Raw genomic sequence first — 22,728 nt, 5'->3', positions numbered from 1 at the left:
TCAGCAACACTGTCCGCAATGTCCGATGTGCGTGCGATTACTCACGGCGTCTTCACCTCGGCCGCCGTATGCTTCACACCATGTCCACCACTGTTGAACCCTCCTCCGAGCGATCGGCTGCCGAGGTCAACGAGGAGATCCGGGCGCTGTGGCTCCGGTCGGGCGGGACACTGAGCGTCGAGCAGCGCGAGGAGTACCAGCGCCTCGTCCAGGAGTGGGCCTCGGCCCTCCCGCAGTCGGCGAAGGCGGCCTGAGCGCCGCGTAGGCCGCCTCGGCATCGCAGTCCCGTCGACGGGGCACCCGTGAGCGAATGGGTGCCCTTCTCGCACTGGCCTCGGCCCTCTGCTACGGCGTCGTCGACTTCGCCGGCGGACTCCTCTCCCGGCGGGTCCCGCACGTCGCCGTCACCTTCCTGGGCCAGATCGGCGGGCTGCTGCTCGCCGCCGGTGCCGCCCTCCTCGTGCCCGCCGACGCCGTGCACCCCGCCGACCTGCTGTGGGGTGCGCTGTCCGGCGTCGGCAGCGCCACCGCGATGCGCTTCCTCAACCGTGGCCTGAGTCACGGCGCGATGAGCGTGGTCGTGCCGGTGAGCGCCGTCACGGGCGTCGCGCTGTCCGTCCTGTGCGGGGTCCTCCTCCTCGGTGACCGCCCGGGAGCACTCGCCTGGGCGGGGATCGTCGTCACCGGGCCCGCCCTGTGGTGGGTGTCCGGAGGCGGCGGCCGCACGGGCGGGGAAGCGGCGGACGGGCTCCTCGCCAGCGCGGGGGTCGCCGTGCAGTACGTCGCCCTGGGGCAGGCCGATCCCGTGAGCGGGCTGTGGCCCGTCGTCGCGGGCCGGGCCGCCGCGGTCCTCGTCCTGCTCCCGGACGCCGCACGTCACCCCCGGCTCCTGAGGCTGCCGGGGCGGCGGTGCGCCCAGGCGCTGATGATCGGGGCGGGCGCGGCCCTCGGCCTCGTCCTGTACCTGCTCGCCGCCCAGCGGCAGATGCTCGCCGTCGCCGTGGTCCTCGCCTCCCTCTACCCCGCCCTCCCGGTCCTCCTCGGCCTCGCCGTCCTGCACGAACGCGTCTCCCGGCGGCAGGCGGCCGGGCTGATCGGGGCCGCCGCCGCGACGGTGCTGCTCACCGTCGGGTGAGCGGACCGCTCCCACCGCGCCGCTCAGCCCCAGGTCGCCGAGTAGCGGCGCCGGTACGCCTTGCGGTCCTGTTCCGCGCGGAGCCAGCGCGTCGCCACCAGGGCGACCAGGCTGCCCCCGACGACCAGCAGACCGGGACCGGCGTTCCGCGGATCGGCGAGCCGGGACAGCAGCGTCGACGCGTCCGGGACGCCCGCCGCCGGGGCCGACGAGCCCGGCGAGGCGGTGCCCGGGGCCGCCGCGCCCTGGGGTGCCGTCGGCGCCGGGGAGGCCGCCCCGTCACCGGCCCGGGGGGACACGAGGAGCCGTACCCCCAGCTGCGCCAGTGCCTTCGTCACCGGCTGGAAGTACGTCGTACCGCCCGCCGTGCAGTCGCCGCTGCCGCCCGAGGTCACGCCCAGCGCGATGCCCTCGGAGAACATCGGGCCGCCGCTGTCGCCCGGTTCCGCGCACACATCCGTCTCGATGAGGCCGCTGACCGTGCCCTCGGGATAGTTCACCGTCGCGTCGAGCGCGGTCACCTCCCCGTCCCGCAGGCCGGTGGTGCTGCCGCTGCGGAAGACCCGTTGGCCGACCGCGGGATCCCCCACCCCGGTGATCCGTACGCCCTTGCCGTCGCCGATCGCCACCACGCCGGCGCCCTCGCCCGCCCGGCCGCCGTCGTACTCGATCAGGGAGTAGTCGTCGCCGGGGAAGCTGCCGCCGACCGTCGTGCCGATCTGCTTCCCGGCCCGGTCGTCGGCGAACCACACGGAACCGTCGGGCCCGCAGTGTCCGGCCGTGAGGATGAAGTCGCGCCTGCCGTCGGTCACGTTGAAGCCCGCCGAGCAGCGTCCGGCCGTCGACAGGATGGGCCGCGCCCCGTTGAGACGGGTGGTGAAGGTGCCCCCGGTGCGCTCCATGCGGACGAAGTCGCCGATGCCGTCCGCCACTCGGGTCAGCTCGGACCAGTCGCCGGCGGAGACCGTGCGGTCGCCCCGGACCACCACCTCGTTGGACCGGTAGTCCATCACCCAGGCCGTCCCCGGGACGCGCGGTGCCGAACGCAGCGTCCGCGTGGCGGACTCGAGGTCCCGCATGCTGTGCCGCACCATCTTCGGCTCGGCGCCCGCCCGCCGCACCTCGCCCGCCGCCTCCTCGTCGGTGACCGCGACGACCGTCCGTCCGTCGGAGCCGATCCAGCTGCCCGCCGTACGGGAGGTGCCGAGCCGGGACACCAGGCCGGCGCCGGGGCCGGACGACTGCTCGGCCGCCGCGTACGGCACCGCGCGCGGAGCAGCGTCCGGAGCGGCGGGCTCGCTCGCGACGGCGCGGGTGACCATCGTGGCCCCCAGGAGGAGTCCGCCGACGGCCGCCAGCCGTGTCACTCGCCGGACGACCCGTCGTCGTGCGTGCCTCATGCATGACTCCCGAACCTCGGCGGCGCGGCGCGAACACCGCGGGGCCTCCCCTCGCGTCGAGTGCCCTCCCTCCATACGCGCCGGGGAGCCGACGCGTTCAACGAGGGCGTGATCCGGTGCCCGGTGGCGGGGCCGCCCCGGCCACGCCCGCGGCCGGGTCGCTGCCGGCGCCCGCGCCGAGCGCGGCCCGGCTGCGGGCGTCGCCCCACACGGACGCCGGGTCCACGTAGGCGCGCAGCAGCGCGGTGAGCACCGGATCCCCCCGCCCGTTCAGCTCGTCGGAGGCGACCTTCCGGGCGATCCCGGCGAGGAAGTCCGCCAGCTGCACCCGCGGATCCGCCCGTGCGGCGACCAGCCGCACCTCCTCGAGGGCGATCCCGTCCCGCCGGGCCGTCCGCTCGATCCACGCGATGCGCTCCGGCGTCAGGACGTTCTGCCGGTCGTGCACCAGGCGCACAGGCCGCCCGCCCGCGCTCCAGTACGCAGCCGTGGAGATGATCGCCGGAAGCAGCGGATTGAGCACCGGGATCCGCACGGCCGTCCCGTCGAGCAGTCCCGCCCGGTAGGCCTCGGCCCTCTCCCGCCGCGCCGCGAGCCGCTGAAGGATCCGCGCCGCGGGCGTCCCGGCACGGTCGCGGCGCAGGGCGTCGACCGTGTCGAAGAAGAACGGGACGGACGACCCCGGCTCCGCGCCGTTGCGCATGCGCAGCAGCCGGTTGGCCGCCAGGAGGAAGTCCCTCCACCCGTCCGGGCCGAGGTCCCGGTGCCCCGCACGGAACAGGGCGACCGCCTCGGCCGGATCGTCGAGCAGCAGGACGACGACCCGGTCCACCACGAAGAACGCCTTCTCCGTCAGGTGCACGCGGGCCCGTCCGTGGAGCGGCCCGCCGGGGGCCAGCAACCACTCCAGCACCGCGCGGTGCTTCTCCCGCAGCAGGTGGTTCGCCTTGTACTCCTCGGCCGGTGAGCGGATGCGGTCCCGGACCTCCCGTACGGCGGCGGCCCCGGCGGCCATGGACAGGTGCACGCCGGCGTGTGCGAACACGTCGGTGTTCCCGCCGGTGAGGTTCTCGCCGTCCGACCCGGACTCGTCGCAGGCGATCTCCAGCGGCGGGCCGGCCCCGGCCGCCCGTGCCCCGTCGTCGGGATTCCCGCTCACCCCACGTCCCCCTATCGTGTGCTCATGACCAGGATCCCGCACGAGACGTCCGGTGAACCGAACCCGCTGAACGCCCTCACCCTCGACAGCCTGCGGCGCCGTACCAGCATGAAGTGGCGCACCTACCCCGAGGACGTGCTGCCCCTGTGGGTGGCCGAGATGGACGTACCGCTCGCCGAACCGGTCGTGCGCGCCCTGACCGAGGCGCTCGAGGCGGGCGACACCGGCTATCCGGTGGGCACCGCCTACGCCGAGGCGCTGGCCGCCTTCGCGGAGAAGCGGTGGGGCTGGGGCGGGCTCGCGGTGGAGCGCACCGCGGTGGTGCCCGACGTGATGCTGGGCGTGGTGGAGATGCTCAAGCTGGTCACCGGACCCGGGGACCCGGTGGTGGTGAACCCGCCGGTGTACCCGCCCTTCTACGACTTCGTCCGGCACATGGACCGCGAGGTGGTCGAGGCGCCGCTCGGCGCGGACGGGCGCCTCGACCCCGGCGTCCTGGAGGACGCCTTCCGGCAGGCGGTGGCGGGCGGCCGGCGGGCCGCCCACCTGCTGTGCAGCCCGCACAACCCCACCGGGACCGTGCACACCGCCGAGGAGCTGTCCGCCGTCGCCGCCCTCGCCGAGCGGTACGGCGTACGGGTCGTCGCCGACGAGATCCACGCGCCGCTGGTCGTCGGCGAGGCGGACTTCGTGCCCTACCTGAGCGTGCCGGGCGGCGAGCGCGGCCTGTCCCTGATGTCGGCCTCGAAGGCCTGGAACCTGGCCGGCCTCAAGGCCGCGCTCGCCGTCGCCGGGCCCGCGGCCGCCGACGACCTGGCCCGGATGCCCGAGGAGGTCGGCCACGGCCCCAGCCACCTCGGCGTCCTCGCCCACACCGTCGCCCTGCGCGACGGCACCGCCTGGCTGGACGCCCTGCTCACCGGCCTGGACGCCAACCGCCGACTGCTCACCGACCTGTTGGCCGAGCACCTGCCGGCGATCCGCTACCGCCCGGGCGACGCCACCTACCTGGCCTGGCTCGACTGCCGCGCCCTCGGTCTCGGCGACGACCCGGCGCGGGTCTTCCTCGAGCACGGCCGCGTGGCCCTCAACTCCGGCCTCCCCTTCGGCACGGGCGGCGCCGGCCACGCCCGGCTGAACCTCGCCGCCTCACCCGAGGTGCTCGAGGAGGCGGTGCGGAGGATGACGGCGGCCGTGGAGCGGACGGGACGTGACTAGGGCGACGCGCGGCACCGGCCCCGGACACGGGTGGGCCCGTGGCTGACGAGTGCTACGCGCATCCGCGGCTCGCCGCGCTCTACGACCCGCTCGACCCCGATCGCGGCGACCTCGACGCGTACGTGCGCATGGCGCGGGAGTTCGGGGCCCGGCGGGTCCTCGACATCGGTTGCGGGACGGGGGTGTTCGCCCTCCTCCTGGCCGACCGCGGGATCGAGGTCGTCGGCGTCGACCCCGCCGGGGCGTCCCTCGAGGTGGCCCGGGCCAAGCCGGGCGGTGACCGGGTGCGCTGGATCCACGGCGACGCGACGGCGCTCCCGCCGCTGCGGACCGATCTGGTGACCATGACGGCGAACGTCGCCCAGCAGATCACCGGGCCGGACGCGTGGCGGGGCACGCTGCGCGGAGCCCACGCGGCCCTGAGGCCCGGAGGGCGCCTGGTGTTCGAGACCCGGGACCCGGCCCGGCGGGCCTGGGAGGGGTGGACCCGGGAGGAGACGTACGGCAGCACGGACGTGCCCGGCGTCGGCACGGTCGAGAGCTGGCACCAGGTGACCGAGGTGGACGGCCCGCTGGTGACGTTCCGCACGACCTACGTGTTCCCCGCGGACGGAACGGTGCTGACCTCGGACTCGACGCTGCGCTTCCGCGAACGTCAGGAGGTCGAGGCGGATCTGGTCGGTTCGGGCTTCGTGGTGGACGAGGTGCGCGACGCCCCCGACCGGCCGGGTCGGGAGTTCGTCTTCGTCGCACGGCGTCCGCACATCGGCACGGAACCAGCGTGATCGCCCGGACCGGCCCGGGCGGCGGCCGACGGGGACGGCGCCCCTAGACTTCCCCGCATGGACGACGCACTGCTCGACCGGCTCGGGGCGGGGAAGTACCTGCTGGTCACCAGTTACCGCAGGAACGGCACGCCGGTCGCCACGCCGGTGTGGGTCGTGCGGGACGGGGACGCGCTCGGGGTGTGGACCGCCGCCGACTCCTGGAAGGTGAAGCGGATCCGGGCCCGCGGCGATGTCCTCGTCGGCCCCTGCGACCTGCGCGGCAACCCGACCGGCGAGCAGGTCCCGGCCACCGCGGAGATCTGCGGTCCGGCCACCACCGCCCGCTACCGCGGACTGATCGCCCGCAAGTACGGCCTGCTGGGCCGGCTCACCCTCCTCGGCAGCCGTCTGCGCCGGGGCCTGGACGGTACGGTCGGCATCCGCGTCACCCTCTGAGGCGCCGCGCCGTGCGGGCCGGCGCGGGCCGGCGGTGCGTCAGGTCCAGGCCCGGTACGGCTCGTCGACGAGCTGGAAGACGGGTTCGCCCCGCACCGGGTCCTTGGCCGTCGACAGCCGTACCCGGTCGCCGCTGTGGATGCCGATGGGCGGCCCCATGACCCGGCCGCGCACCACGAAGCCCTCGGCCATCTCGATCAGGGACACGTTGCGGGCCGCCGGGGTGTTGCGGTGGACCACCGTGGAGTGACGGACCGTCCCGACGCCCTCGCTGCGCTCCGTCCGCAGGTCGCTGCCCTGGCAGACCGGACACAGCAACCGGTGGTACATGGCGGTGCCGCACCAGGTGCAGCGCTGGTAGAGCATGGCCTCCGCGCGGTCCGGGCCCTGGGGATCGAGCACGCCCGTCGAGGAGCCGGCTGTCTGCTGAGCGACGCTTCCTGAGTGGTGGTACACGCTGGTCAACTCCCTGCACTCGGCCGGAAACCCGCGTGCGCGGTGACCCGGGCACGCGCGTGCGCGGTTCGCCGTGCCACCGTGCACAGCGACAGAGTATGGCACTGAGTGTCACTCGTAAAGGCACTGCGTACCCTGAATCGTGCGACGCGGCCGTACTCCGCCGGGCGACCCGTCAGCCGCGTCCCAGGGTGGACTCGAGTTCCTGCACCACCCGCCACAGCGGCGCCCCGCGCCGCGCGACGACCACCACCACGTCCTCGGACCCCTCGCCGCCCGCCGGGGGGACCGGCGTGGCGCCGAAGGTGCTCTGCACGTGCCCCAGGGCGTGGTCCACCGCGGCCTCCGCGTCGTCCCGCCCGTCCGAACGCAGCCAGGAGCGCAGCGCGTTGTTGTGCGCCGCGACCACGGCCGCCGCGATCACGTCGGCCCGCAGGATCCCGTCACGGAGGCCGGTGAACCGGCCGCGCAGATACTCGGCCAGCGCCCGCTCGTAGCGCCAGACCACGGACAACTCGTACGCGCGCAGGCCCGGCACCCGCTTGGTGAGGCGGTAGCGCTGCACGGAGAACGTCGGGTTCTCGGCGTACATCCGCAGCACCAGCCGGGCCGCGTCGCAGACCCTGCGCACCGGTTCGTCGTCGTCCGTGCCGGCCGCCAGGAAGCCCGTCATGTCGGCGAGGCACCGTTCGTGGTCGGGGAAGACCACGTCCTCCTTGGACGGGAAGTAGCGGAAGAAGGACCGCCGTCCGACCCCGGCGAGCGCCACGATGTCGTCGACCGTCGTCTGTTCGTAGCCCCGTTCCAGGAAGAGCCGGAAGGCCGCCGCGACCAGGGCGTCCCGCATCGTGGTCTTCTCGGCCTTGTCGCCGCGGCCGGGAGCCGCGCTGCTGGAGCTCATGAACGGGAACGTAGCATTCGGCCGCCCTTCATGGCACTCAGTGCACACCGGTGCGGAACTGAGTGCTGTCGTGGGCTCCGATGCAGGTCGTCCATATGATCGGGTCACCGTCGTTCCCGAGGAGCCCGTATGTCGCCCGCCCGCCCCCGTCTCCTGTACGTCACCGACCTGGCCTACCCGGCCCGCGGACGCCGCTACTGCGACGAGGACATCTTCCTGACCTCCCGGCTGCGCGAGGACTTCGACCTGGCGCTGTGCCATCCGCGCGACGCCGCCGCCCTGATGGACGGCTTCGACGCCGTCGTGGTCCGCAACAGCGGCCCGGTGCTGGCGTACCAGGACGCCTACGAGGCCTTCCGGACGCGCGCCTCGGCGACCGGCAAGCCGGTCTACAACCCGCTCACCGGCAGGGGAGACATGGCCGGCAAGCAGTACCTGCTCGACCTGAGCGCCGCCGGTCACCCGGTGATCCCCACCGTCGACCGCCCGCACGACCTGCACCTGCTGCCCGAGGCACGGCGGTACGTGGTCAAGCCCCGGCTCGGCGCCGACTCGATAGGACTGCGCGTCGTCCCCGCCGCCGGGGTGCGCGACCTCGTCGACGGAAGCGTCCTGGTGCAGCCGCACGTCGACTTCGCCTACGAGGTCTCCTTCTACTTCGTCGACCACGACTTCCAGTACGCCCTCCACGCCCCGGACCCCGACCGGCGCTGGCAGCTGCAGCCGTACGAACCCACGCCCGGGGACCTGGAGTTCGCCCGGCACTTCATCGACTGGAACACCCTCGACCACGGCATCCAGCGCGTCGACGCCTGCCGCGCGCCGGACGGCGAACTGCTGCTGGTCGAACTGGAGGATCTCAATCCCTACCTGTCCCTCGACGCCCTCGACGAGGCGGGCCGGGAGGCGTTCACGGCCGCCATGGCGGCGTCCCTGCGCCGCTTCCTGCGCGACGCCGGTGCGACGGGGAGCTGAACCCCGCGGCCCCTCGCCGCGTATCCCTTCCCGTGGGCGGTTCCGCCCGCCGTGCGGCACGGAAGGAGAGCGGCGTGTCGACACCGCCCGAGCCCGGGCAGCCGCACGGCGGCCCGCCCCTCGAACCCGTCCACGTGCTGCGCCCGCGCCGTACCGACGCGCTCGCGGAGCTGTTCCGGGAGTTCGAGCAGGAGAGGGCCGGCGGCCGCGAGTCCGTGCCGCCGCCCCGGCCCCCGGTGGACGGGCGCCGCTTCGACGAGCGCCGACCGGGGGTGCGTCGCACCGCCCCGGTGCTCGCGGTGGCCGCCGCGGCGGTGATCGGCCTCGGCGCCGCGCTCCTGCTCACGGAACGCGGCGCCGACGACCGCACGGCACCCGCCCCGCGGCCGTCCACGACCGCCCCCGCCCCGCCTGCGCCGTCCCCGCCCCCGTCGGCCCCGGTGCCCCCGGGGTTCCTCCGCGAGGGCGACTCCGGCCCCGAGGTGACCGAACTCCAGGAGCGGCTGCTGCGCATCCCGGACGTCTACCGGGAGGGACGCACCGACGGGCGTTACGACGCCGCCCTGTCCGCGGCCGTCGCCCGCTTCCAGCTCTGGTACGGGATCCGCGGCGACGAGACCGGCGTCTACGGCGACGACACCCGGCGCGCGCTGGAGTCCCGCACGGCCGGGGTGAGCCGCGCCGAAGACGCCGTGCAGCCGGGGGACTGATGCCGACGGCACCGTGGCGAAGCCCGGACGAAGCGGGCGCCCGCCCGCGCCGTGCCCTACGGTTCGGGGCGTCCCCGCCACTTCCCGGGGAAGCGGATGTCCAGGACGCACACGTCGTCGCGGCGTTCCCCCTCCAGCATCGTGTCCAGCAGCGCTCCCAGGGAGCCGGACCCGCCATCCGGGTGGGCCGCCACGGCCTCGGCGAGACGGTCCAGCCCCGCGTCGATGTTCTCCGGGGGCCGTTCCACCAGGCCGTCCGTGTACAGCAGGAGCCGGTCGCCCGGCCGCAGACGGCACTCGGCCTCCTCGAAGCGCGGCGCGGCGGACGCGCCGAGCAGCATGCCGTCGGGGCGCCGCAGATAGGTCACCTCGCCGTCGCGCAGCAGCAGGGGCGGGGTGTGTCCCGCCTGCGCCCAGACCAGACGCCGTTCCCCGGGCTGGTAGCGGGCCAGGACCATGGTCGCGGTGCGGTGGGTGTCCCGGGAGTGCAGCAGCAGGGTGTTGAGCCGGGCGAGCGCGCCGGTCAGCGAGGAGCCGGTGATGACCATGCCCTTGGCGGTGAAGCGCAGTTGGGCCATGGTGGCCACGGCGCCGATCCCGTGCCCGGCGACGTCGCCGACGACGAACAGGGCGTCACCGTCGGGCAGTTCGATGGCGCTGAACCAGTCACCGCCGACGTGTATGCCCGCCTGGGAGGGAAGGTAGGCGACCTCGACGCGCAGTCCGGCCAGGTTCACCGGCCGCCGGGGCAGGGGCAGCAGGGCGTTCTGCAGGCGGGCGACCAGGGTCCGCTCGGCCTGGAGCACGTCGTTCTGGGTGAGGATCGCCCGCTCGCTCTCCACCAGGGCCAGTTCGGCCCGGCGCCGCGCGGTCAGGTCCTGCACGAAGCCGTGCACCTCGACGGGCGTGCCGTGCAGGTCCGCCAAGGCCTCGGCGACGAGACGCAGGTGCCGTACGCCGCGCGGGGTGCGGACCCGGAACGGGACGTCGAACGACGACCCCTCGTGGACCAGGCCGCCGACGGCGCGGCCCAGGACGGGCCGGTCGTCGGGCACCGCGAGTCCGGGAAGGTCGACGAGCCGGACCGGCCCGTCCGCGGGGTCCCGGTCGAGGATCGCGAAGACCTGCGACGACCAGGACGCCTCGAGCGTGGCCAGGTTCCAGTTCGCCCAGCCGAGGTTGCCCAGCCGCTGCAGGTCGGCGAGCCGCTGCTCCTGCCGGTCGGAGGAGGCGTGCCGGGCCCATGTGACGACCAGCGAGTCCTCCAGCCGTGCGACCCGTACGGAGTACGTGGACAGCGCCGCGACGCCGCCCACCACCTCCTGGTGGGCGAACGGTTCGCCCTCGTACGGCTCCCCGGTGGCGAGGGTGGTGAGGCAGCCCTGCCACAGCGGTTCGTCCGCCAGGCCGGGCCGGTACTCGAGCAGCCGCCGGCCGGCCGGGTCGACTCCGGGGCCGCCCAGCACGGTGGCCGCCTGTGCCGTCGCGGCGTCGATGCGGAAGTCCGTGGTCTCGCCGGAGGGGCCGCGCAGCGGGGTCAGCAGCACCGCTGCGACGGGCAGCGCCTCGAACAGCGGCCGCACGGCGTCCGGGGGAGCGTCGGCCGTCGGCGCGGGCGGGGTGACGAGCGTGCGCAGCCGGCCGGCACACAGCCGGGCGACTTCCCGCAGATGGGTACGGTCGCGCGGGGTGAACGGCCCGGAGCGTTCGCGCAGCACACCGACGCAGGCCTCGACGCCGTCCCCGGCGGGCACGGGCAGCCAGGCCCGCGACCGCCACCGCTCGGGCGGTTCGCCGATCAGCAGGTACCGCTTGCTGTCCTCGGCGAAGTCCTCCAGCCAGAGGGGTGCGCCGGACCGGAGGGCGTCCAGGAGCGCGACCCCGCTGAAGGGGGGCACCTGACGCCACCGGGTGGCGAGCCGTCCGCCGATTCCGGCGTGGCCGACCAGAGCGAGCCCTCCGCCGGGACGACGGGCGTAGATCATGACCGAGTCCGCGCCCAGGTCCGGTGCGAGGTGTTCCAGCAGGCACCGGGCCAGTTCCTGGGCCGTGTCCGCGTGGACGAGGGCGCGGCCGAGGCGGCCCAGTGCGGCCGCGACGTCGTCCGGAGGGGACGGGGCCGCCGGCGGGTCGGCCCCGGGGAGGCCGGAGGCCGCGTCACGGACGGCCGTTTTGGAAGGTGCCGGGGGCTCGCCGGTGCCGGACCGGGCGAGTGTCGCCCGGCCCAGGGTGATCCAGCACTCCTCCAGCAGGGTGCGGCGGGCCGCCTTGGCCCGCTGGAGCAGCGTCTCGCCCGCGGCGTCGGCGGAGCAGCCGGTCAGAGCCATCACGACGCCCTTGGCACGTTCCACGACGGCCGACGACGCAGCCTGCTCGCGCAGCCGGTCCATCTCGGCGCGTTGCCGGGCGACGACCCTGGCCAGTTCGGCCAGATCGGGTGCGGCACCGGAATCCGCCGGGGTAGCGGGCTCGCTCATCACGCGACGAGCATGGCACATCAATCCGTGTCGGATGACCGGTTCGCCGGCCGGGAACTCACCGGTGAACAGGTCAGGGCCTTCCCGTGAGCGTTGCGTCGCCCGGCGCCTCCGGAACGCCACCGGCGGCTCGGCGCGCGCCTGCGCGTCCCGGTGCCGGCGTACGGGCCCCGCCCCGCCGGGCCGGACGGGGCCCGCGGTCAGCGGCCGGCGCCGGCCAGTGCCTGGGCGACCGCCCGCACGCTGCGCGCGAGGTGCTGCAGCTGCGTGACCTCCGCCGCGTACAGCTTGATCGTGTGCTCGATGACGCCTTCGTGCAGTCCCAGCCGGGGCAGGTCGGCCCGCGCGGTCTGCAGGGCGGTGCGCGCCACCCGGATCTCGTGCTCGACCTGGATCTGGGCGTGCCGGGCCAGCAGGACGGGGTGCCGGACGAGCGCCGGGTAGCTCGCGTAGCGCGCCGGCACCAGCTCGCGCAGCCACTTGGCCGCCGAGCGTTCCCAGTCGTAGCTGCCGGGCGTCTTGACCTGGCAGGGCCAGTCCGGACCGAGGCGCGTGGACGTCAGGGGCATGTTCATCGCTTCCGGGTGTACGGCGTCGCCTGGGGTGGACGACGGGACGGGGCGGCCCCGGCCTAGGGGATGACCGGGGCCGCCGCGGGCGGCCGGGCAGGGGATGCCCGGCCCGGCACCCGGACCACCGGAGCGGGCAGGAGCCGGCGGCTGCGGGTGCGTGCGCGGGAGCCCGGTCCGGAAGGGCCGGGCCGCGATCCGTGAGCAGTATTTATATATGCCATCTGGTTTGCAAGACGTATGAAAACATTCATGCGTGCTTTGACGGGGCGGTCCGTCCGGTGGTCCGTCGCGCTCCGCGGAGGGGAACCCGGCGGGACCGGGCGCGGCTCAGTCCCTGAGGAAGAACTGGTGCTGGTCGGCCACCTGCTCGTACTCGTCGAGCCGGGCCTGCGTCCGCTCCGGATCCGCGTCCGTCATGGCCTGGAGCAGGGCCGCGCACATCACGCCCGGAGCGGCGTAGGAGTCGAAGACCAGCCGCGATCCGGTGCCGGTGGCGAAGGTGACGTCGGCCTCGTCCGCGATCGGACCCAGCGCCAGGTCGGTGATCAGCGCGACCTTCAGCCCGGCGTCCCGCGCGACCCGCACCGCCGTCAGGGTCTCCTGGGCGTGCCGCGGCATCGAGAACGCCAGCACCCAGGTGCCGCCCGCCTCCCGTGACTGCAGCAGCGCGTCGTAGGCGACGCTGCCGCCCAGGGTCACGAGCCGTACGTCCGGGTGGATGCGGCGGGCGGCGTAGGCGAAGTACTCGGCGAGGGAGACGGAGATGCGCAGGCCGAGGACCGTGAGCGGCGCGGACGCGGACAGGTGGCGGCCGACCTCGATGACCCGGTCGGCGTCGGCGAAGTCCCGCCGCAGGTTCTCCAGGTTCTCGATCTCGGCGTCGACCGCCGCCTGGAGCTCGTTGCCCCGGTTCTCCTCGGCGGGGCCGCCGGCGAGGGTCCGGAGGGCGATCGACTGGAGCCTCTCCCGCAGCGCGGGGTAACCGCTGAAGCCGACCGCCGAGGCGAACCGGGTCACCGAGGGCTGACTCACCCCGACCCGGTCCGCGAGGTCCGTGATCGACAGGAACGCCGCCTCGGTGATGTGCTCGATCAGGTACTGGGCGATGCGCCGCTGGCCGGGGGAGAGCCGGGGCCGGTCGAACAGCGTGCGGAGCTGGGACGTCGGGGACACCTCCGTGTCCTTGTCCGCCTTCCCCGAGGTGATCGCGGACGCCTGTGCGCGTGCCTGCTGCGGCGATGGCACCGGTGCGCCTCCTTCGTCTCCCACGGAGGTTCAACATAGCTCACGCACCGTGGCGACCAGGCCTCTCACCGGAACGCATCGGCCCGCTCCCTCCGGGGGATATCCCCGCGCCCCGGGGGAACCCGGCGCCCACAGCGGGGCAGACGGAAGCCCACAAGACACACGAGGAGTCATCGGACATGACCGTCCCCGAGGAGAACCGGCCGAAGACCCGGGACACCGACGACACCATCGAACAGCGGGAGGAGAACGAGACGCGCGACCGTGGCGCCACCGGCCGCACGATGCGCGAGGCGCTGGAGGAGGCCGAGGTGCGGCCCGACGACTTCGAAGAACGCTGACCCCTCCCGCCCCGGCGCGCGCACGTCCGCGGGTCCGGGGACGTGCCGGGCGGTGGTGACCCGGACCTACCGCCGGTAGATCGTGATCGAGTGACCCACGTCGTCGACCGGGCGGCTGCCGTCGATCAGCTCGGCCAGCCGCCCGGTCGCCTTGGCCGCCGCGGAGTCCGACACCACCAGCACCCCCCGCACCTCGTCGGGTGGCACCCGGCGGGGATCGGCGGCGTCGATGCCGTAGTACGAGGGGACCCCGCTGCCCTTGTACACCAGCCAGATCCGCTCCCCCCGGTACCGCTCGCGCAGCCGTTCGGCGAGTCGGCCGAGGTCCTGGCCCCAGTCCACGTTGGAGTCGTGCAGCCTCAGCCGGGTCTTTGCCGGACCGCCGAACGCCTCGTTGGAGTACGGCAGGTAGTGGGGGAAGGCCCGCAGCGCGCTCACCGCGACGAGCGCCACCAGCACCGCCGTCGCCGCCGGCACCCACCGGCGGCGCACTGCGAGCGCGCACCCCGCCGCCACCGCCAGGAACATCGGCAGGAAGACCGCGTACCGCGTGCCGAGGTCCCGTAACCCGTGCACGGCCGCGGCCAGGAGCACCGCGGGAGCCGCGAGCACGTACGGCGCCGCGGGCCGCAGCCGCCGCACCGCCACCACCGCGACGGCACCGGCGGCCCACAGGACGAGCGTGCCGAGCGGCGTCTTCACCAGCAGCGCGGCCGGCAGGTAGTACCAGAGCGAGCCGGTGTACCGCCGGCCGAACAGGAAGCCCTCCCACGGGCGGTTCTCGAGGCCGAACTGGACGCGCACGCCGTCCCGGTACGGCTCGGGGAACGGCAGCAGCTCCACGAACAGCCCCCGCAGCCCGTGCACCACGGGCACGTGCTGCTGCGCGGCCCAGCGCAGCCGCGGATCGACGGCCAGATACGCGGCCCACATCACGACCACCGCGAACAGCGCGACGACACCGGCGCCCGCGACCGCCCGGACCAGCCTGCGCCGCCGTCCGCCCGTGGTCGCGCACCACACCGACAGGGCGGCCGTCACCAGCAGCACCGGCAGCGCGGGCAGGGTGCTCATCTTCGTGGCCAGCGCCGCGCCCAGGGCCGCGCCCGCGAGCGGCAGACCGAGCCGGGGCCGGCGGCGCGCCCGCCACAGCAGCCACGCCGAGGTCAGCACGAACCCGGCGGCCGGCACGTCGAGCGTCGCCAGCGAACCGTGGGCGATCACGTCGGGGGAGAGGCAGTACAGCGCGAGCGCGGCCAGGGCGCCCGCCGTACCGGCCAGCTCACGGGCGAAGGCGAACACGACGAGGCCGAACAGCAGCGTGAGCGCGATCACCGGGAGCCGGGCCCAGAGCATCAGCCGCCACGGGTCGTTACCCGACTCGTACAGCAGGCGCCGCCCCAACGCGCCCTGGTCACCGCCGGATCCGGCGTCGAGGTGCGGATCCGCGACCGCCACGCCGGCGGCGATCACCAGCTTCCCGAGCGGCGGATGCTCGGGGTTGTACCGCAGGCTGTGCTCCTCCAGGTACACGGCGGCCGTACCGACGTACACGGGCTCGTCGATGGTCGGCGTCTGCCGCACGGCGGCGGTCACCATCGCGACGGCCGCTCCACCGAGCAGCAGCGCCACCAGGACGGGCACCAGCCACCGCCGGGCCGGGCCGGGGGAGCGGGACACGGCCGCCACCTCCGGCGAGGGGCCCCGCCCACCGGCCCCGATGAGCCGCTCCCGTGTCCGCGCCGTCGCAGGACGCCTCATGGGCCCTACTCTGGCACCGACGCACGCGGGGCGGGCGTCACCGCGCCCGGTGCGCCACGGGCGGGGCCTGTGCGGCGAGTTCCTCGAGCGGCCCGCCGGTCAGCCGGCACACCGTCCACTCCTCCAGGAGCTCCGCGCCCAGCGACTTGTAGAAGGCGATCGTCGGCTCGTTCCAGTCCAGCACCACCCACTCGAAGCGCTCGAAGCCGTTCTCCCGGCAGATCGCCGCCAGGGCCGCGAGCAGCGCCCTGCCGTGCCCGGCACCCCGGGTGTGCGGGCGTACGTAGAGGTCCTCCAGATGCATGCCGCGCGTGCCGGTCCAGGTCGAGAAGCGCGGGAACCACAGCGCGAACCCCGCGACGGCGCCGGTGGCGTCGTCCTCGGCGATCAGGACGGAGGCGGCGGGGTGTTCGCCGAACAGCGCCGCACGGAGCTGTTCCTCGGTGGCGCGGGCCTGCTCGGCGGCCTTCTCGTAGGCGGCGAGTTCGCGGATCATCGCGCGGATCTCGGCGACGTCGTGCACGGTGGCTGTTCTGATCATGGACGAGAGCCTGCTGCACCGGGCCGGCCCGCGTCCAGCCGGTTCCGGTGGCCGGACGCGCCCGGACGCACGGTCCCCCTTCCGCGCGCCGGACCCCCTACGCCCCGGTGTCCGCGCACGGCAGAGCCGACGGGGGCACCACCAGGTCGGCCCGGTCCCGCGTCGCGGTCACCAGCTCGGCGTTGGGCCCGTCCGAGCGCAGGACCCACGCCACCGCCTCCTCGTGGCTCTTGCCGAACTCCTCGTGCCGGGCCACCAGCCGCCGTACCCGCTCCCGCTCGTCCGGGGCGCAGAACCACACCTCGTCCAGTTGCGGCCGGACCCGTGCCCAGGCGCCGGTGTCCAGCAGCAGGTAGTTGCCCTCCGTCACCACCAGCCGGGCGGCCGGCGGTACCGGGACCACTCCCGCGACCGGCTGCTCCAGCACCCGTTCGAAGCCGGGGGCGTACACGACGTCGTCGTACGCCTCCTCGCGCAGCCGCCGCAGCAGCGCCGCGTACCCGGCCGCGTCGAAGGTGTCCGGGGCGCCCTTGCGGTCGCGGAGGCCGAGGCGGTCGAGTTCGGCGTCGGCGAGGTGGAAGCCGTCCATGGGGACGTGCGCGACCCACGGCTCCCCGGGGCCGTTCAGCTCCCGCACCAGGTGTTCGGCGAGCGTGGACTTGCCCGCCCCCGGGCTGCCGGCGATCCCGAGGATCGCGCGCCGGCCGTCCCGCACCAGGGAGCGGGCGCGGAGGAGAAGGTCGTCGAAGGTCAGCACCACACGGAAGAGTGTGTCATCCGGGAAGCCGGTCTCCTGCCGCCATGTGGCCCGCGCCACTCACTGTCCGGCGCCGCACGGGGAACGGTGTCCCGTATGACGGATCTGGGTCTGCCCGACGACATCCTCGCCTGCCTCTTCGACCTCGACGGCGTCGTCACGAGGACGGCCGTCGTCCACGCGGCCGCCTGGAAGGAGATGTTCGACGCCTTCCTGCGCGAGCGGGACGGCGAGGACTTCCGGCCCTTCGACGACACCGACTACGACGCGTACGTCGACGGCCGCCCGCGCGCCGACGGCGTCCGCACCTTCCTCGCCTCCCGCGGCATCGAGCTGCCCGAGGGAACCCCCGACGACCCGCCCGGCGCCGTGACCGTGCACGGCCTCGGCAACCGCAAGAACGCACTGCTCCTGGAGAAGATCCGCACCGACGGCGTGGAGGCCTACGACGGCACCCTGCGCTACCTCGAGGCGGTGCGCGCCCGCGGACTGCGCACCGCGATCGTCTCCTCCAGCGCCAACTGCCGTGACGTCCTGCGCTCGATCGGCGCCGAGCACCTCTTCGACGTCCGGATCGACGGGGTGGTCGCCGCCGAACGCGGCCTGCCCGGAAAGCCCAGGCCCGACACCTTCCTCGCCGCCGCCCGGGACCTCGGCGTCGAACCGTCCCGGGCGGCCGTGTTCGAGGACGCGCAGGCCGGCATGGACGCGGGCCGCGCCGGGAACTTCGGATACGTCGTCGGCGTGGACCGGGTGGGGCAGAGCGACGCGCTGTACGCGCACGGAGCCGACCGGGTCGTGACGGACCTCGCCGAACTCGGGGGTGGGAAGTGATCACACAGCGGGCGTACGCCGTCGAGCCGTGGACCGTGCGCGAGCGGACCCTGGACCTCGGCCTCCTGGCGCAGAGCGAGTCCGTGTTCGCGCTGTCCAACGGCCACGTCGGCTGGCGCGGCAACCTCGACGAGGGCGAACCGCACGGACTGCCCGGCTCCTACCTCAACGGCGTCCACGAACTGCACCCGCTGCCCTACGCCGAGGCCGGCTACGGCTACCCGGAGTCGGGTCAGACGGTCATCGACGTCACCAACGGCAAGGTGCTCCGGCTGCTGGTCGACGACGAGCCGTTCGACCTGCGCTACGGGCGGCTCGTCGGTCACGAGCGGACCCTGGACCTGCGCCGGGGCGTGCTGGAGCGGGTCTGCGAGTGGACCTCCCCGGCCGGGTCCACGGTCCGGGTGCGCTCCACCCGCCTGGTCTCCCTCACCCAGCGGGCGATCGCCGCCGTCGCCTACGAGGTGGAACCCGTCGACCGCCGGACCCGGGTGGTGGTGCAGTCCGAACTGGTCGCCAACGAGAGCCTGCCCGGACCGGACGGCGACCCGCGCGCCGCCCGCACGTTGAAGTCCCCGCTGGAGCCGGAGGAGGACCTCGCCAAGGGCCGCCGGCTGCGCCTGGTGCACCGCACCCGGCGCAGCGGCCTGAGGGTCGCGGTGGCCGCCGACCACGTCGTCGACGGCCCCGAACGGACCACGACCTCCTGCGAGAGCAACGAGGACGTGGCCCGGCTGACCGTCACCTCGGTCCTGGAGCCCGGGCAGCGGCTGCGGGTGGAGAAGCTCGTCGCCCACGGCTGGTCCGGCGCCCGCTCCCGCCCCGCCATGAGCGACCAGGTGGAGGCCGCGCTGGCGGCCGCCGCGCACAGCGGCTGGCAGGGGCTCCTCGACGAACAGCGGGCGTACCTGGACGACTTCTGGTCCCGGGCCGACGTCGAGGTCGACGGTGACGAGGAGATCCAGCAGGCCGTCCGCTTCGCCCTCTTCCACGTCCTGCAGGCCGGGGCCCGCGCCGAAGGGCGCGCGATACCCGCCAAGGGGCTGACCGGCTCCGGCTACGACGGGCACGCCTTCTGGGACACCGAGGTCTTCGTGCTGCCCCTGCTGATCTGCACCGTGCCGGACGCCGCCGCCGAGGCGCTGCGCTGGCGGCACTCCACCCTGCCCGTCGCACGCGAGCGCGCCGCCCAACTCGGCCTGCGCGGCGCGGCGTTCCCCTGGCGCACCATCGAGGGCTCGGAGGGCTCCGCGTACTGGCCGGCCGGCACCGCCGCCTTCCACGTCAACGCCGACATCGCCGACGCCGTCGTCCGCCACGTCCAGGCCACCGGCGACGAGCGCTTCGAGCACGACACCGGTGTGGAGCTGCTGGTGGAGACCGCCCGGCTGTGGCGCTCCCTCGGCCACCACGACGACCGGGGCGCCTTCCACCTCGACGGCGTCACCGGGCCGGACGAGTACAGCGCCGTCGCCGACGACAACACGTACACCAACCTCATGGCCCGCGCGAACCTGCTGGCCGCCGCCGACGCCTGCAAGCGCCATCCCGACCGGGCGGCGGAGCTCGGCGTCGACGAGGAGGAGAGCGCCGGCTGGCGCGACGCGGCCGAGGCGGTGCACATCCCCTGCAACGACGAACTGGGCGTCCACGAACAGCACGCCGGGTTCACCCGCTACCAGCGCTGGGACTTCGCCGGCACCCGCCCCGACCAGTACCCGTTGATGCTGCACTTCCCCTACTTCGACCTCTACCGCAAACAGGTGGTCAAGCAGGCGGACCTGGTGCTGGCGATGCACACCCGCGCGGACTGGTTCGAGGAGTTCTCCGACGAGGAGCAGATCGCCCGGAACTTCGCCTACTACGAGCCGCTGACCGTACGCGACTCCTCGCTGTCGGCCTGTGTCCAGGCCGTCCTCGCCGCCCGCACCGGCCACCTGGAACTGGCCCACGCCTACACGGCCGAGGCCGCCCTGATGGACCTCGCCGACCTGGAGCACAACACCCGCGACGGACTGCACATCGCCTCCCTGGCCGGCACCTGGACGGCGCTGGTCGCCGGGTTCGGCGGCATGCGCTGGGACGACGGCGGTCTCCGGTTCACCCCGCGGCTGCCGCCGAGGCTGCGCCGGCTGGCCTTCACCGTGCGGTTCCTCGGCCGGTCCCTGCGGGTGGAGATCACCGCGGACCGGGCCGCGTACACGCTGCGCTCCGGCCCGCCGCTGACCGTCCGTCACCACGGGGCCGAGCTGACCGTGCGCGAGGGCGCCCCCGTCGAGCGCCCCCTGCCCCCGTCCGAGCCGCGCCCGGCCCCCGGGCAGCCCCCGCACCGCGCCCCGCACCCCCGCTGACCGGCGCCGGGGCGGGCGGCCCGGGGCGGGTCAGGCGGTTGGCCGTATTCCGCCCTGCCCGACCGTCCCGTTCGGGTTAATTTGTCCTTGCCTTCCGGGATCGCTCTCCGGAGAACCGGGTTCCCTCCCGCCGGGCCCTTGGGCCCGGCGGTCCGTGGCACCCGGGACACATGACGCGCGGGAACAAGGGACGGACGATGACCGACGGCACCGGTGCCCTCCTCGTCGGTACGCGGCGACGCGGGCAGCAGTCCGCGTCGGACGCGGCCCGGCGGGCGCGCGGCACCCGACCGCTCGCGGCGGTGGCCGCCGCCTTCACCCTCGCCCAGCTCGTCCTGGTCCGCCCGGTGCTGGGCCTGGGCTGGGACGAGATCGTCTACGTCAGCCAGGTCACCTCCCACCATCCGGCCGCCTTCTTCAGCGCCCCCCGCTCCCGGGGCGTCTCCCTGCTGGTGGCGCCCGTCGCGTCCTGGTCCTCCTCCACGGTGCTGCTGCGCGTCTACCTGGCCCTGCTGTCAGGTCTCGCCCTCTACCTGGCCCTGCGCGCCTGGCGAGGCCTGTTCCCGACCCGGGTCCTGGTCACCGCGGGAGCCTTCTTCGCCTCCCTGTGGGTGACCCTCTTCTACGGCCCCCAGGCCATGCCCAACTACTGGGTCGCCGTCGGCGCCCTGATCACCGTCGGCTGCTTCCTGCGGCACCGCGCGGCCCGCGCGGCGCGCGGCGCGCTGTGGGGCGTGGCGGCGGGGGCCGCGCTCATGGCGTGGATGCGGCCCACCGACGCCGTCTGGGTGACGGTCCCGCTGCTCCTCCTCGCCCTGGCGCACCGGCACGGGCGGCTGCTGCTCGCCCTCGTGGGCGGTCTCGCGGCGGGAGGGGCCGAGTGGGTGATCGAGGCCTACGCCGGATTCGGCGGCCTGGCGGAGCGGCTGGCCGAGGCCTCCCGCATCCAGGGCGGGCTCGGCTGGCAGATCGCCGTCGACGACCAGCTGCGCAGCCTGGGCGGACGCGCCCTGTGCCGGCCGTGCACCGGTGAGATGCCGCACCCCGTGATCACCCTGTGGTGGTTCGTCCTGCCGCTGCTCGCCGTGCTCGGCCTGATCGTCGCGGTACGGGCCGGGCGCGCCCTGCCCACCCTCCTGCCGCTGGCCTGCGCCACCACCGCGGCCCTCCCGTACCTGTTCATGATCGGCTACGCGGCGCCCCGCTTCCTCCAGCCCGCCTACGCCCTGCTCGCCCTGCCGGTCGCCGACGCGCTGCGGCACCTGGTCCGCACGCCGCGGGGGAGGTGGCGGCCGGTCGTCGCGGCCGTGGTCGCGCTCGGACTGGCCGGCCATCTGGCGGTGCAGCTGACGGTCCTCGTGCACACCGTGGAGCGCAACGTCGACAGCCGCCGCGACTGGGCCCGCACCGCCGACGCGCTGCACCGGCTCGGCGTCCGCCCGCCCTGTCTGATCACCGGGCACGAGGCCATCCCGATCGGCTACTACACCGGCTGCTCCTCCGGCGCCACCGCCGGGAACAACGAGAACACCACGGTGGGGGAGATCCTGGACACCGCGGACCGCATACCGGTCGCCACGCTCACCGGCCCGGACGGCACACCGCCCCGCTACGCCCGCTCCTGGCCCGTCCACCGGATCAGCGACCTCGAGGTCCGCGTCGCCCCGCCACCCCGGCCGGACGGCTCCCGGTGACGCACGCGGGCGGCACCGGGGTTTCCCGGGGGCCCGGTCCAGGCAGGAGTCGGTTGGCGGTGCGCGGACGGGCGGCGAGGGGGGAACGGCATGGCGGCGGGCGATCACGAAGGGCGGCTGGGGGAGGAGTTCCTCACGCCGGGGACCTCGTCGTTCACCGAGTTCCTGGCGGCCCACCGCCCCGAGCTGCTGGGCCCGCGCGCCCTGCCCGGGGACGCCCCCGTCGCCGGGGTCCCGCACGGCACCACGATCCTCGCCCTCACCTACCGCGACGGCGTCCTCGTCGCCGGCGACCGCAGGGCCACGACGGGCAACCTGATCGCCCAGCGCGACCTGGAGAAGGTGCTGCCCGCGGACGACCACACCGCGATCGCGATCGCCGGGTCCGTGGGCCTCGCCCTGGACATGGTCAAGCTCTACCAGGTCGAACTCGCGCACTTCGAGAAGATCGAGGGCATCCCCATGACCCTCGCCGCCAAGGCGACCCGGCTGGCCATGATGATCCGCCAGAACCTCGGCCTGGCCATGCAGGGCCTCGCCGTCGTGCCGCTCCTCGCCGGCTACGACGGCACCGCCCCCGAGGGGAGACGGGGCCGCATCTTCTCCTTCGACGCCGCCGGAGGCCGCTACGAGAAGTCCGGCTTCCACACGGAGGGCTCCGGCTCCCCGTACGCCAGGGGTGCGCTGAAGAAGCTGTACCGGCCGGACATGTCCCGCGACGAGGCGGCCCTGGCCGCCCTGCAGGCGCTCTACGACGCGGCCGAGGACGACTCCGCGACCGGCGGCCCGGACCTGCCCCGCCGCGTCTTCCCGGTCGTGTCGGTCATCGACGAGGACGGTTACGCACGGCTCGCCGAGGCCGGGACCCGGAGGCTGAGCCACGCGGTGGTCGAACGGCGGCGGGCCCGGCCGGACGGGCCGAACGCGCGCGTGTGACACCGGCACCCGGCGGGGCGTTCCCCGTCACCCGGCGGGTCC

The 22,728-nt window shown here is 74.6% G+C and carries 22 protein-coding genes; 12 read left to right on the top strand and 10 right to left on the bottom strand.

All coding sequences use genetic code 11. From position 1 onward, the window contains the following. Positions 1 to 68: 68 nt before the first annotated feature. Together FHS37_RS26935 and FHS37_RS26930 are read left to right on the top strand one after the other, a co-directional pair. A complete protein-coding gene (locus FHS37_RS26935; RefSeq protein WP_184825816.1) occupies positions 69 to 254 on the top strand; it encodes a hypothetical protein in 186 nt (61 codons plus the stop codon). Positions 255 to 310: 56 nt separating this feature from the next. After that, complete coding sequence (locus FHS37_RS26930) at positions 311 to 1,135, top strand: EamA family transporter (protein ID WP_184825814.1); 825 nt, start codon at positions 311 to 313, stop codon at positions 1,133 to 1,135. Between the two features lie 23 nt (positions 1,136 to 1,158). On the opposite strand, the gene FHS37_RS26925 is transcribed toward FHS37_RS26930, so the two are convergent. Both FHS37_RS26925 and FHS37_RS26920 read right to left on the bottom strand, forming a co-directional pair. Then, complete coding sequence (locus tag FHS37_RS26925; RefSeq protein ID WP_184825812.1) at positions 1,159 to 2,535, bottom strand: S1 family peptidase; 1,377 nt, start codon at positions 2,533 to 2,535, stop codon at positions 1,159 to 1,161. Between the two features lie 97 nt (positions 2,536 to 2,632). Beyond that, entirely contained in the window at positions 2,633 to 3,694 is a 1,062-nt protein-coding gene (locus tag FHS37_RS26920) for a DUF3800 domain-containing protein (RefSeq protein WP_184825810.1), read from the bottom strand. A 24-nt stretch (positions 3,695 to 3,718) separates the two neighbouring features. On the opposite strand from FHS37_RS26920, the gene FHS37_RS26915 reads away from it, so the two are divergent. From FHS37_RS26915 to FHS37_RS26905, 3 genes are read left to right on the top strand one after another with little or no spacing between them, the layout of a single operon-like run. Next, positions 3,719 to 4,912 carry a MalY/PatB family protein gene (locus FHS37_RS26915; protein WP_184825808.1) on the top strand — a complete coding sequence of 398 codons (1,194 nt, stop codon included), beginning with the start codon at positions 3,719 to 3,721 and terminating at the stop codon, positions 4,910 to 4,912. A gap of 38 nt (positions 4,913 to 4,950) precedes the next feature. After that, complete coding sequence (locus tag FHS37_RS26910; RefSeq protein WP_184825806.1) at positions 4,951 to 5,697, top strand: class I SAM-dependent methyltransferase; 747 nt, start codon at positions 4,951 to 4,953, stop codon at positions 5,695 to 5,697. A gap of 57 nt (positions 5,698 to 5,754) precedes the next feature. Beyond that, positions 5,755 to 6,135, top strand: a complete 381-nt coding sequence (locus FHS37_RS26905; RefSeq protein ID WP_184825803.1) for a PPOX class F420-dependent oxidoreductase — start codon at positions 5,755 to 5,757, stop codon at positions 6,133 to 6,135. Between the two features lie 39 nt (positions 6,136 to 6,174). Here the strand turns inward: FHS37_RS26905 and FHS37_RS26900 are convergent, their stop codons facing one another. Both FHS37_RS26900 and FHS37_RS26895 read right to left on the bottom strand, forming a co-directional pair. Then, a complete protein-coding gene (locus FHS37_RS26900; protein WP_184825801.1) occupies positions 6,175 to 6,591 on the bottom strand; it encodes a Zn-ribbon domain-containing OB-fold protein in 417 nt (138 codons plus the stop codon). A 175-nt stretch (positions 6,592 to 6,766) separates the two neighbouring features. Then, complete coding sequence (locus FHS37_RS26895; protein ID WP_184825799.1) at positions 6,767 to 7,492, bottom strand: TetR family transcriptional regulator; 726 nt, start codon at positions 7,490 to 7,492, stop codon at positions 6,767 to 6,769. A gap of 129 nt (positions 7,493 to 7,621) precedes the next feature. Here FHS37_RS26895 and FHS37_RS26890 point away from each other — a divergent pair, with 129 nt between their 5' ends. Further along, complete coding sequence (locus tag FHS37_RS26890) at positions 7,622 to 8,467, top strand: ATP-grasp domain-containing protein (protein ID WP_184825797.1); 846 nt, start codon at positions 7,622 to 7,624, stop codon at positions 8,465 to 8,467. Between the two features lie 74 nt (positions 8,468 to 8,541). Beyond that, positions 8,542 to 9,177: a peptidoglycan-binding domain-containing protein gene (locus FHS37_RS26885; protein WP_184825795.1), complete on the top strand. Its 636-nt coding sequence runs from the start codon at positions 8,542 to 8,544 to the stop codon at positions 9,175 to 9,177. A gap of 56 nt (positions 9,178 to 9,233) precedes the next feature. Here the strand turns inward: FHS37_RS26885 and FHS37_RS26880 are convergent, their stop codons facing one another. The 3 genes from FHS37_RS26880 to FHS37_RS26870 form a co-directional block, all read right to left on the bottom strand. Further along, positions 9,234 to 11,654 (bottom strand): SpoIIE family protein phosphatase, encoded by a 2,421-nt coding sequence (locus FHS37_RS26880; RefSeq protein ID WP_229889897.1) that lies wholly within the window; start codon positions 11,652 to 11,654, stop codon positions 9,234 to 9,236. A gap of 200 nt (positions 11,655 to 11,854) precedes the next feature. Next, on the bottom strand, positions 11,855 to 12,229 hold the full coding sequence (locus tag FHS37_RS26875; protein ID WP_184825791.1) for a hypothetical protein: 375 nt from the start codon (positions 12,227 to 12,229) through the stop codon (positions 11,855 to 11,857). Positions 12,230 to 12,553: 324 nt separating this feature from the next. Then, positions 12,554 to 13,471 carry a MurR/RpiR family transcriptional regulator gene (locus FHS37_RS26870; protein ID WP_184825789.1) on the bottom strand — a complete coding sequence of 306 codons (918 nt, stop codon included), beginning with the start codon at positions 13,469 to 13,471 and terminating at the stop codon, positions 12,554 to 12,556. A gap of 179 nt (positions 13,472 to 13,650) precedes the next feature. Between FHS37_RS26870 and FHS37_RS26865 the strand changes: the two genes are divergently transcribed. Next, positions 13,651 to 13,812, top strand: coding sequence for a hypothetical protein (locus FHS37_RS26865; RefSeq protein ID WP_184825787.1), 162 nt, complete (start codon positions 13,651 to 13,653; stop codon positions 13,810 to 13,812). A gap of 66 nt (positions 13,813 to 13,878) precedes the next feature. On the opposite strand, the gene FHS37_RS26860 is transcribed toward FHS37_RS26865, so the two are convergent. The 3 genes from FHS37_RS26860 to FHS37_RS26850 form a co-directional block, all read right to left on the bottom strand. Beyond that, complete coding sequence (locus FHS37_RS26860) at positions 13,879 to 15,411, bottom strand: phospholipid carrier-dependent glycosyltransferase (RefSeq protein WP_308439467.1); 1,533 nt, start codon at positions 15,409 to 15,411, stop codon at positions 13,879 to 13,881. Between the two features lie 199 nt (positions 15,412 to 15,610). Next, positions 15,611 to 16,114, bottom strand: coding sequence for a GNAT family N-acetyltransferase (locus FHS37_RS26855; protein WP_184825777.1), 504 nt, complete (start codon positions 16,112 to 16,114; stop codon positions 15,611 to 15,613). Between the two features lie 97 nt (positions 16,115 to 16,211). Next, entirely contained in the window at positions 16,212 to 16,874 is a 663-nt protein-coding gene (locus FHS37_RS26850) for a nucleoside/nucleotide kinase family protein (RefSeq protein ID WP_184825774.1), read from the bottom strand. A 93-nt stretch (positions 16,875 to 16,967) separates the two neighbouring features. On the opposite strand from FHS37_RS26850, the gene FHS37_RS26845 reads away from it, so the two are divergent. The 4 genes from FHS37_RS26845 to prcB all read left to right on the top strand — a co-directional run bounded on the left by FHS37_RS26845 (position 16,968) and on the right by prcB (position 22,686). Beyond that, complete coding sequence (locus FHS37_RS26845; protein ID WP_184825772.1) at positions 16,968 to 17,705, top strand: HAD family hydrolase; 738 nt, start codon at positions 16,968 to 16,970, stop codon at positions 17,703 to 17,705. Beyond that, positions 17,702 to 20,056 carry a glycoside hydrolase family 65 protein gene (locus FHS37_RS26840; RefSeq protein ID WP_184825770.1) on the top strand — a complete coding sequence of 785 codons (2,355 nt, stop codon included), beginning with the start codon at positions 17,702 to 17,704 and terminating at the stop codon, positions 20,054 to 20,056. Before FHS37_RS26845 ends, FHS37_RS26840 begins: the two co-directional genes overlap by 4 nt. Before the next feature lie 197 nt (positions 20,057 to 20,253). After that, positions 20,254 to 21,750 carry a hypothetical protein gene (locus tag FHS37_RS26835; RefSeq protein ID WP_184825768.1) on the top strand — a complete coding sequence of 499 codons (1,497 nt, stop codon included), beginning with the start codon at positions 20,254 to 20,256 and terminating at the stop codon, positions 21,748 to 21,750. A 90-nt stretch (positions 21,751 to 21,840) separates the two neighbouring features. After that, on the top strand, positions 21,841 to 22,686 hold the full coding sequence (prcB, locus tag FHS37_RS26830; protein ID WP_184825766.1) for a proteasome subunit beta: 846 nt from the start codon (positions 21,841 to 21,843) through the stop codon (positions 22,684 to 22,686). Positions 22,687 to 22,728 lie beyond the last annotated feature (42 nt).

It is taken from the genome of Streptomyces griseomycini, assembly GCF_014203535.1.
GTDB lineage: Bacteria > Actinomycetota > Actinomycetes > Streptomycetales > Streptomycetaceae > Streptomyces > Streptomyces griseomycini.
Note: the sequence above shows the minus strand (reverse complement) of the source record. Positions and strands in the feature narration are given on the sequence as shown.

What these genes read in the sequence shown, in the direction of transcription:
- FHS37_RS26935 (WP_184825816.1), top strand. Translation starts at nt 69, where the DNA reads ATGCTTCACACCATGTCCACCACTGTTGAACCCTCCTCCGAGCGATCG.
- FHS37_RS26930 (WP_184825814.1), top strand. Translation starts at nt 311, where the DNA reads ATGGGTGCCCTTCTCGCACTGGCCTCGGCCCTCTGCTACGGCGTCGTC.
- FHS37_RS26925 (WP_184825812.1), bottom strand. Translation starts at nt 2,535, where the DNA reads ATGAGGCACGCACGACGACGGGTCGTCCGGCGAGTGACACGGCTGGCG.
- FHS37_RS26915 (WP_184825808.1), top strand. Translation starts at nt 3,719, where the DNA reads ATGACCAGGATCCCGCACGAGACGTCCGGTGAACCGAACCCGCTGAAC.
- FHS37_RS26905 (WP_184825803.1), top strand. Translation starts at nt 5,755, where the DNA reads ATGGACGACGCACTGCTCGACCGGCTCGGGGCGGGGAAGTACCTGCTG.
- FHS37_RS26895 (WP_184825799.1), bottom strand. Translation starts at nt 7,492, where the DNA reads ATGAGCTCCAGCAGCGCGGCTCCCGGCCGCGGCGACAAGGCCGAGAAG.
- FHS37_RS26890 (WP_184825797.1), top strand. Translation starts at nt 7,622, where the DNA reads ATGTCGCCCGCCCGCCCCCGTCTCCTGTACGTCACCGACCTGGCCTAC.
- FHS37_RS26880 (WP_229889897.1), bottom strand. Translation starts at nt 11,654, where the DNA reads ATGAGCGAGCCCGCTACCCCGGCGGATTCCGGTGCCGCACCCGATCTG.
- FHS37_RS26875 (WP_184825791.1), bottom strand. Translation starts at nt 12,229, where the DNA reads ATGAACATGCCCCTGACGTCCACGCGCCTCGGTCCGGACTGGCCCTGC.
- FHS37_RS26865 (WP_184825787.1), top strand. Translation starts at nt 13,651, where the DNA reads ATGACCGTCCCCGAGGAGAACCGGCCGAAGACCCGGGACACCGACGAC.
- FHS37_RS26860 (WP_308439467.1), bottom strand. Translation starts at nt 15,411, where the DNA reads ATGGTGACCGCCGCCGTGCGGCAGACGCCGACCATCGACGAGCCCGTG.
- FHS37_RS26855 (WP_184825777.1), bottom strand. Translation starts at nt 16,114, where the DNA reads ATGATCAGAACAGCCACCGTGCACGACGTCGCCGAGATCCGCGCGATG.
- FHS37_RS26845 (WP_184825772.1), top strand. Translation starts at nt 16,968, where the DNA reads ATGACGGATCTGGGTCTGCCCGACGACATCCTCGCCTGCCTCTTCGAC.
- FHS37_RS26835 (WP_184825768.1), top strand. Translation starts at nt 20,254, where the DNA reads ATGACCGACGGCACCGGTGCCCTCCTCGTCGGTACGCGGCGACGCGGG.
- prcB (WP_184825766.1), top strand. Translation starts at nt 21,841, where the DNA reads ATGGCGGCGGGCGATCACGAAGGGCGGCTGGGGGAGGAGTTCCTCACG.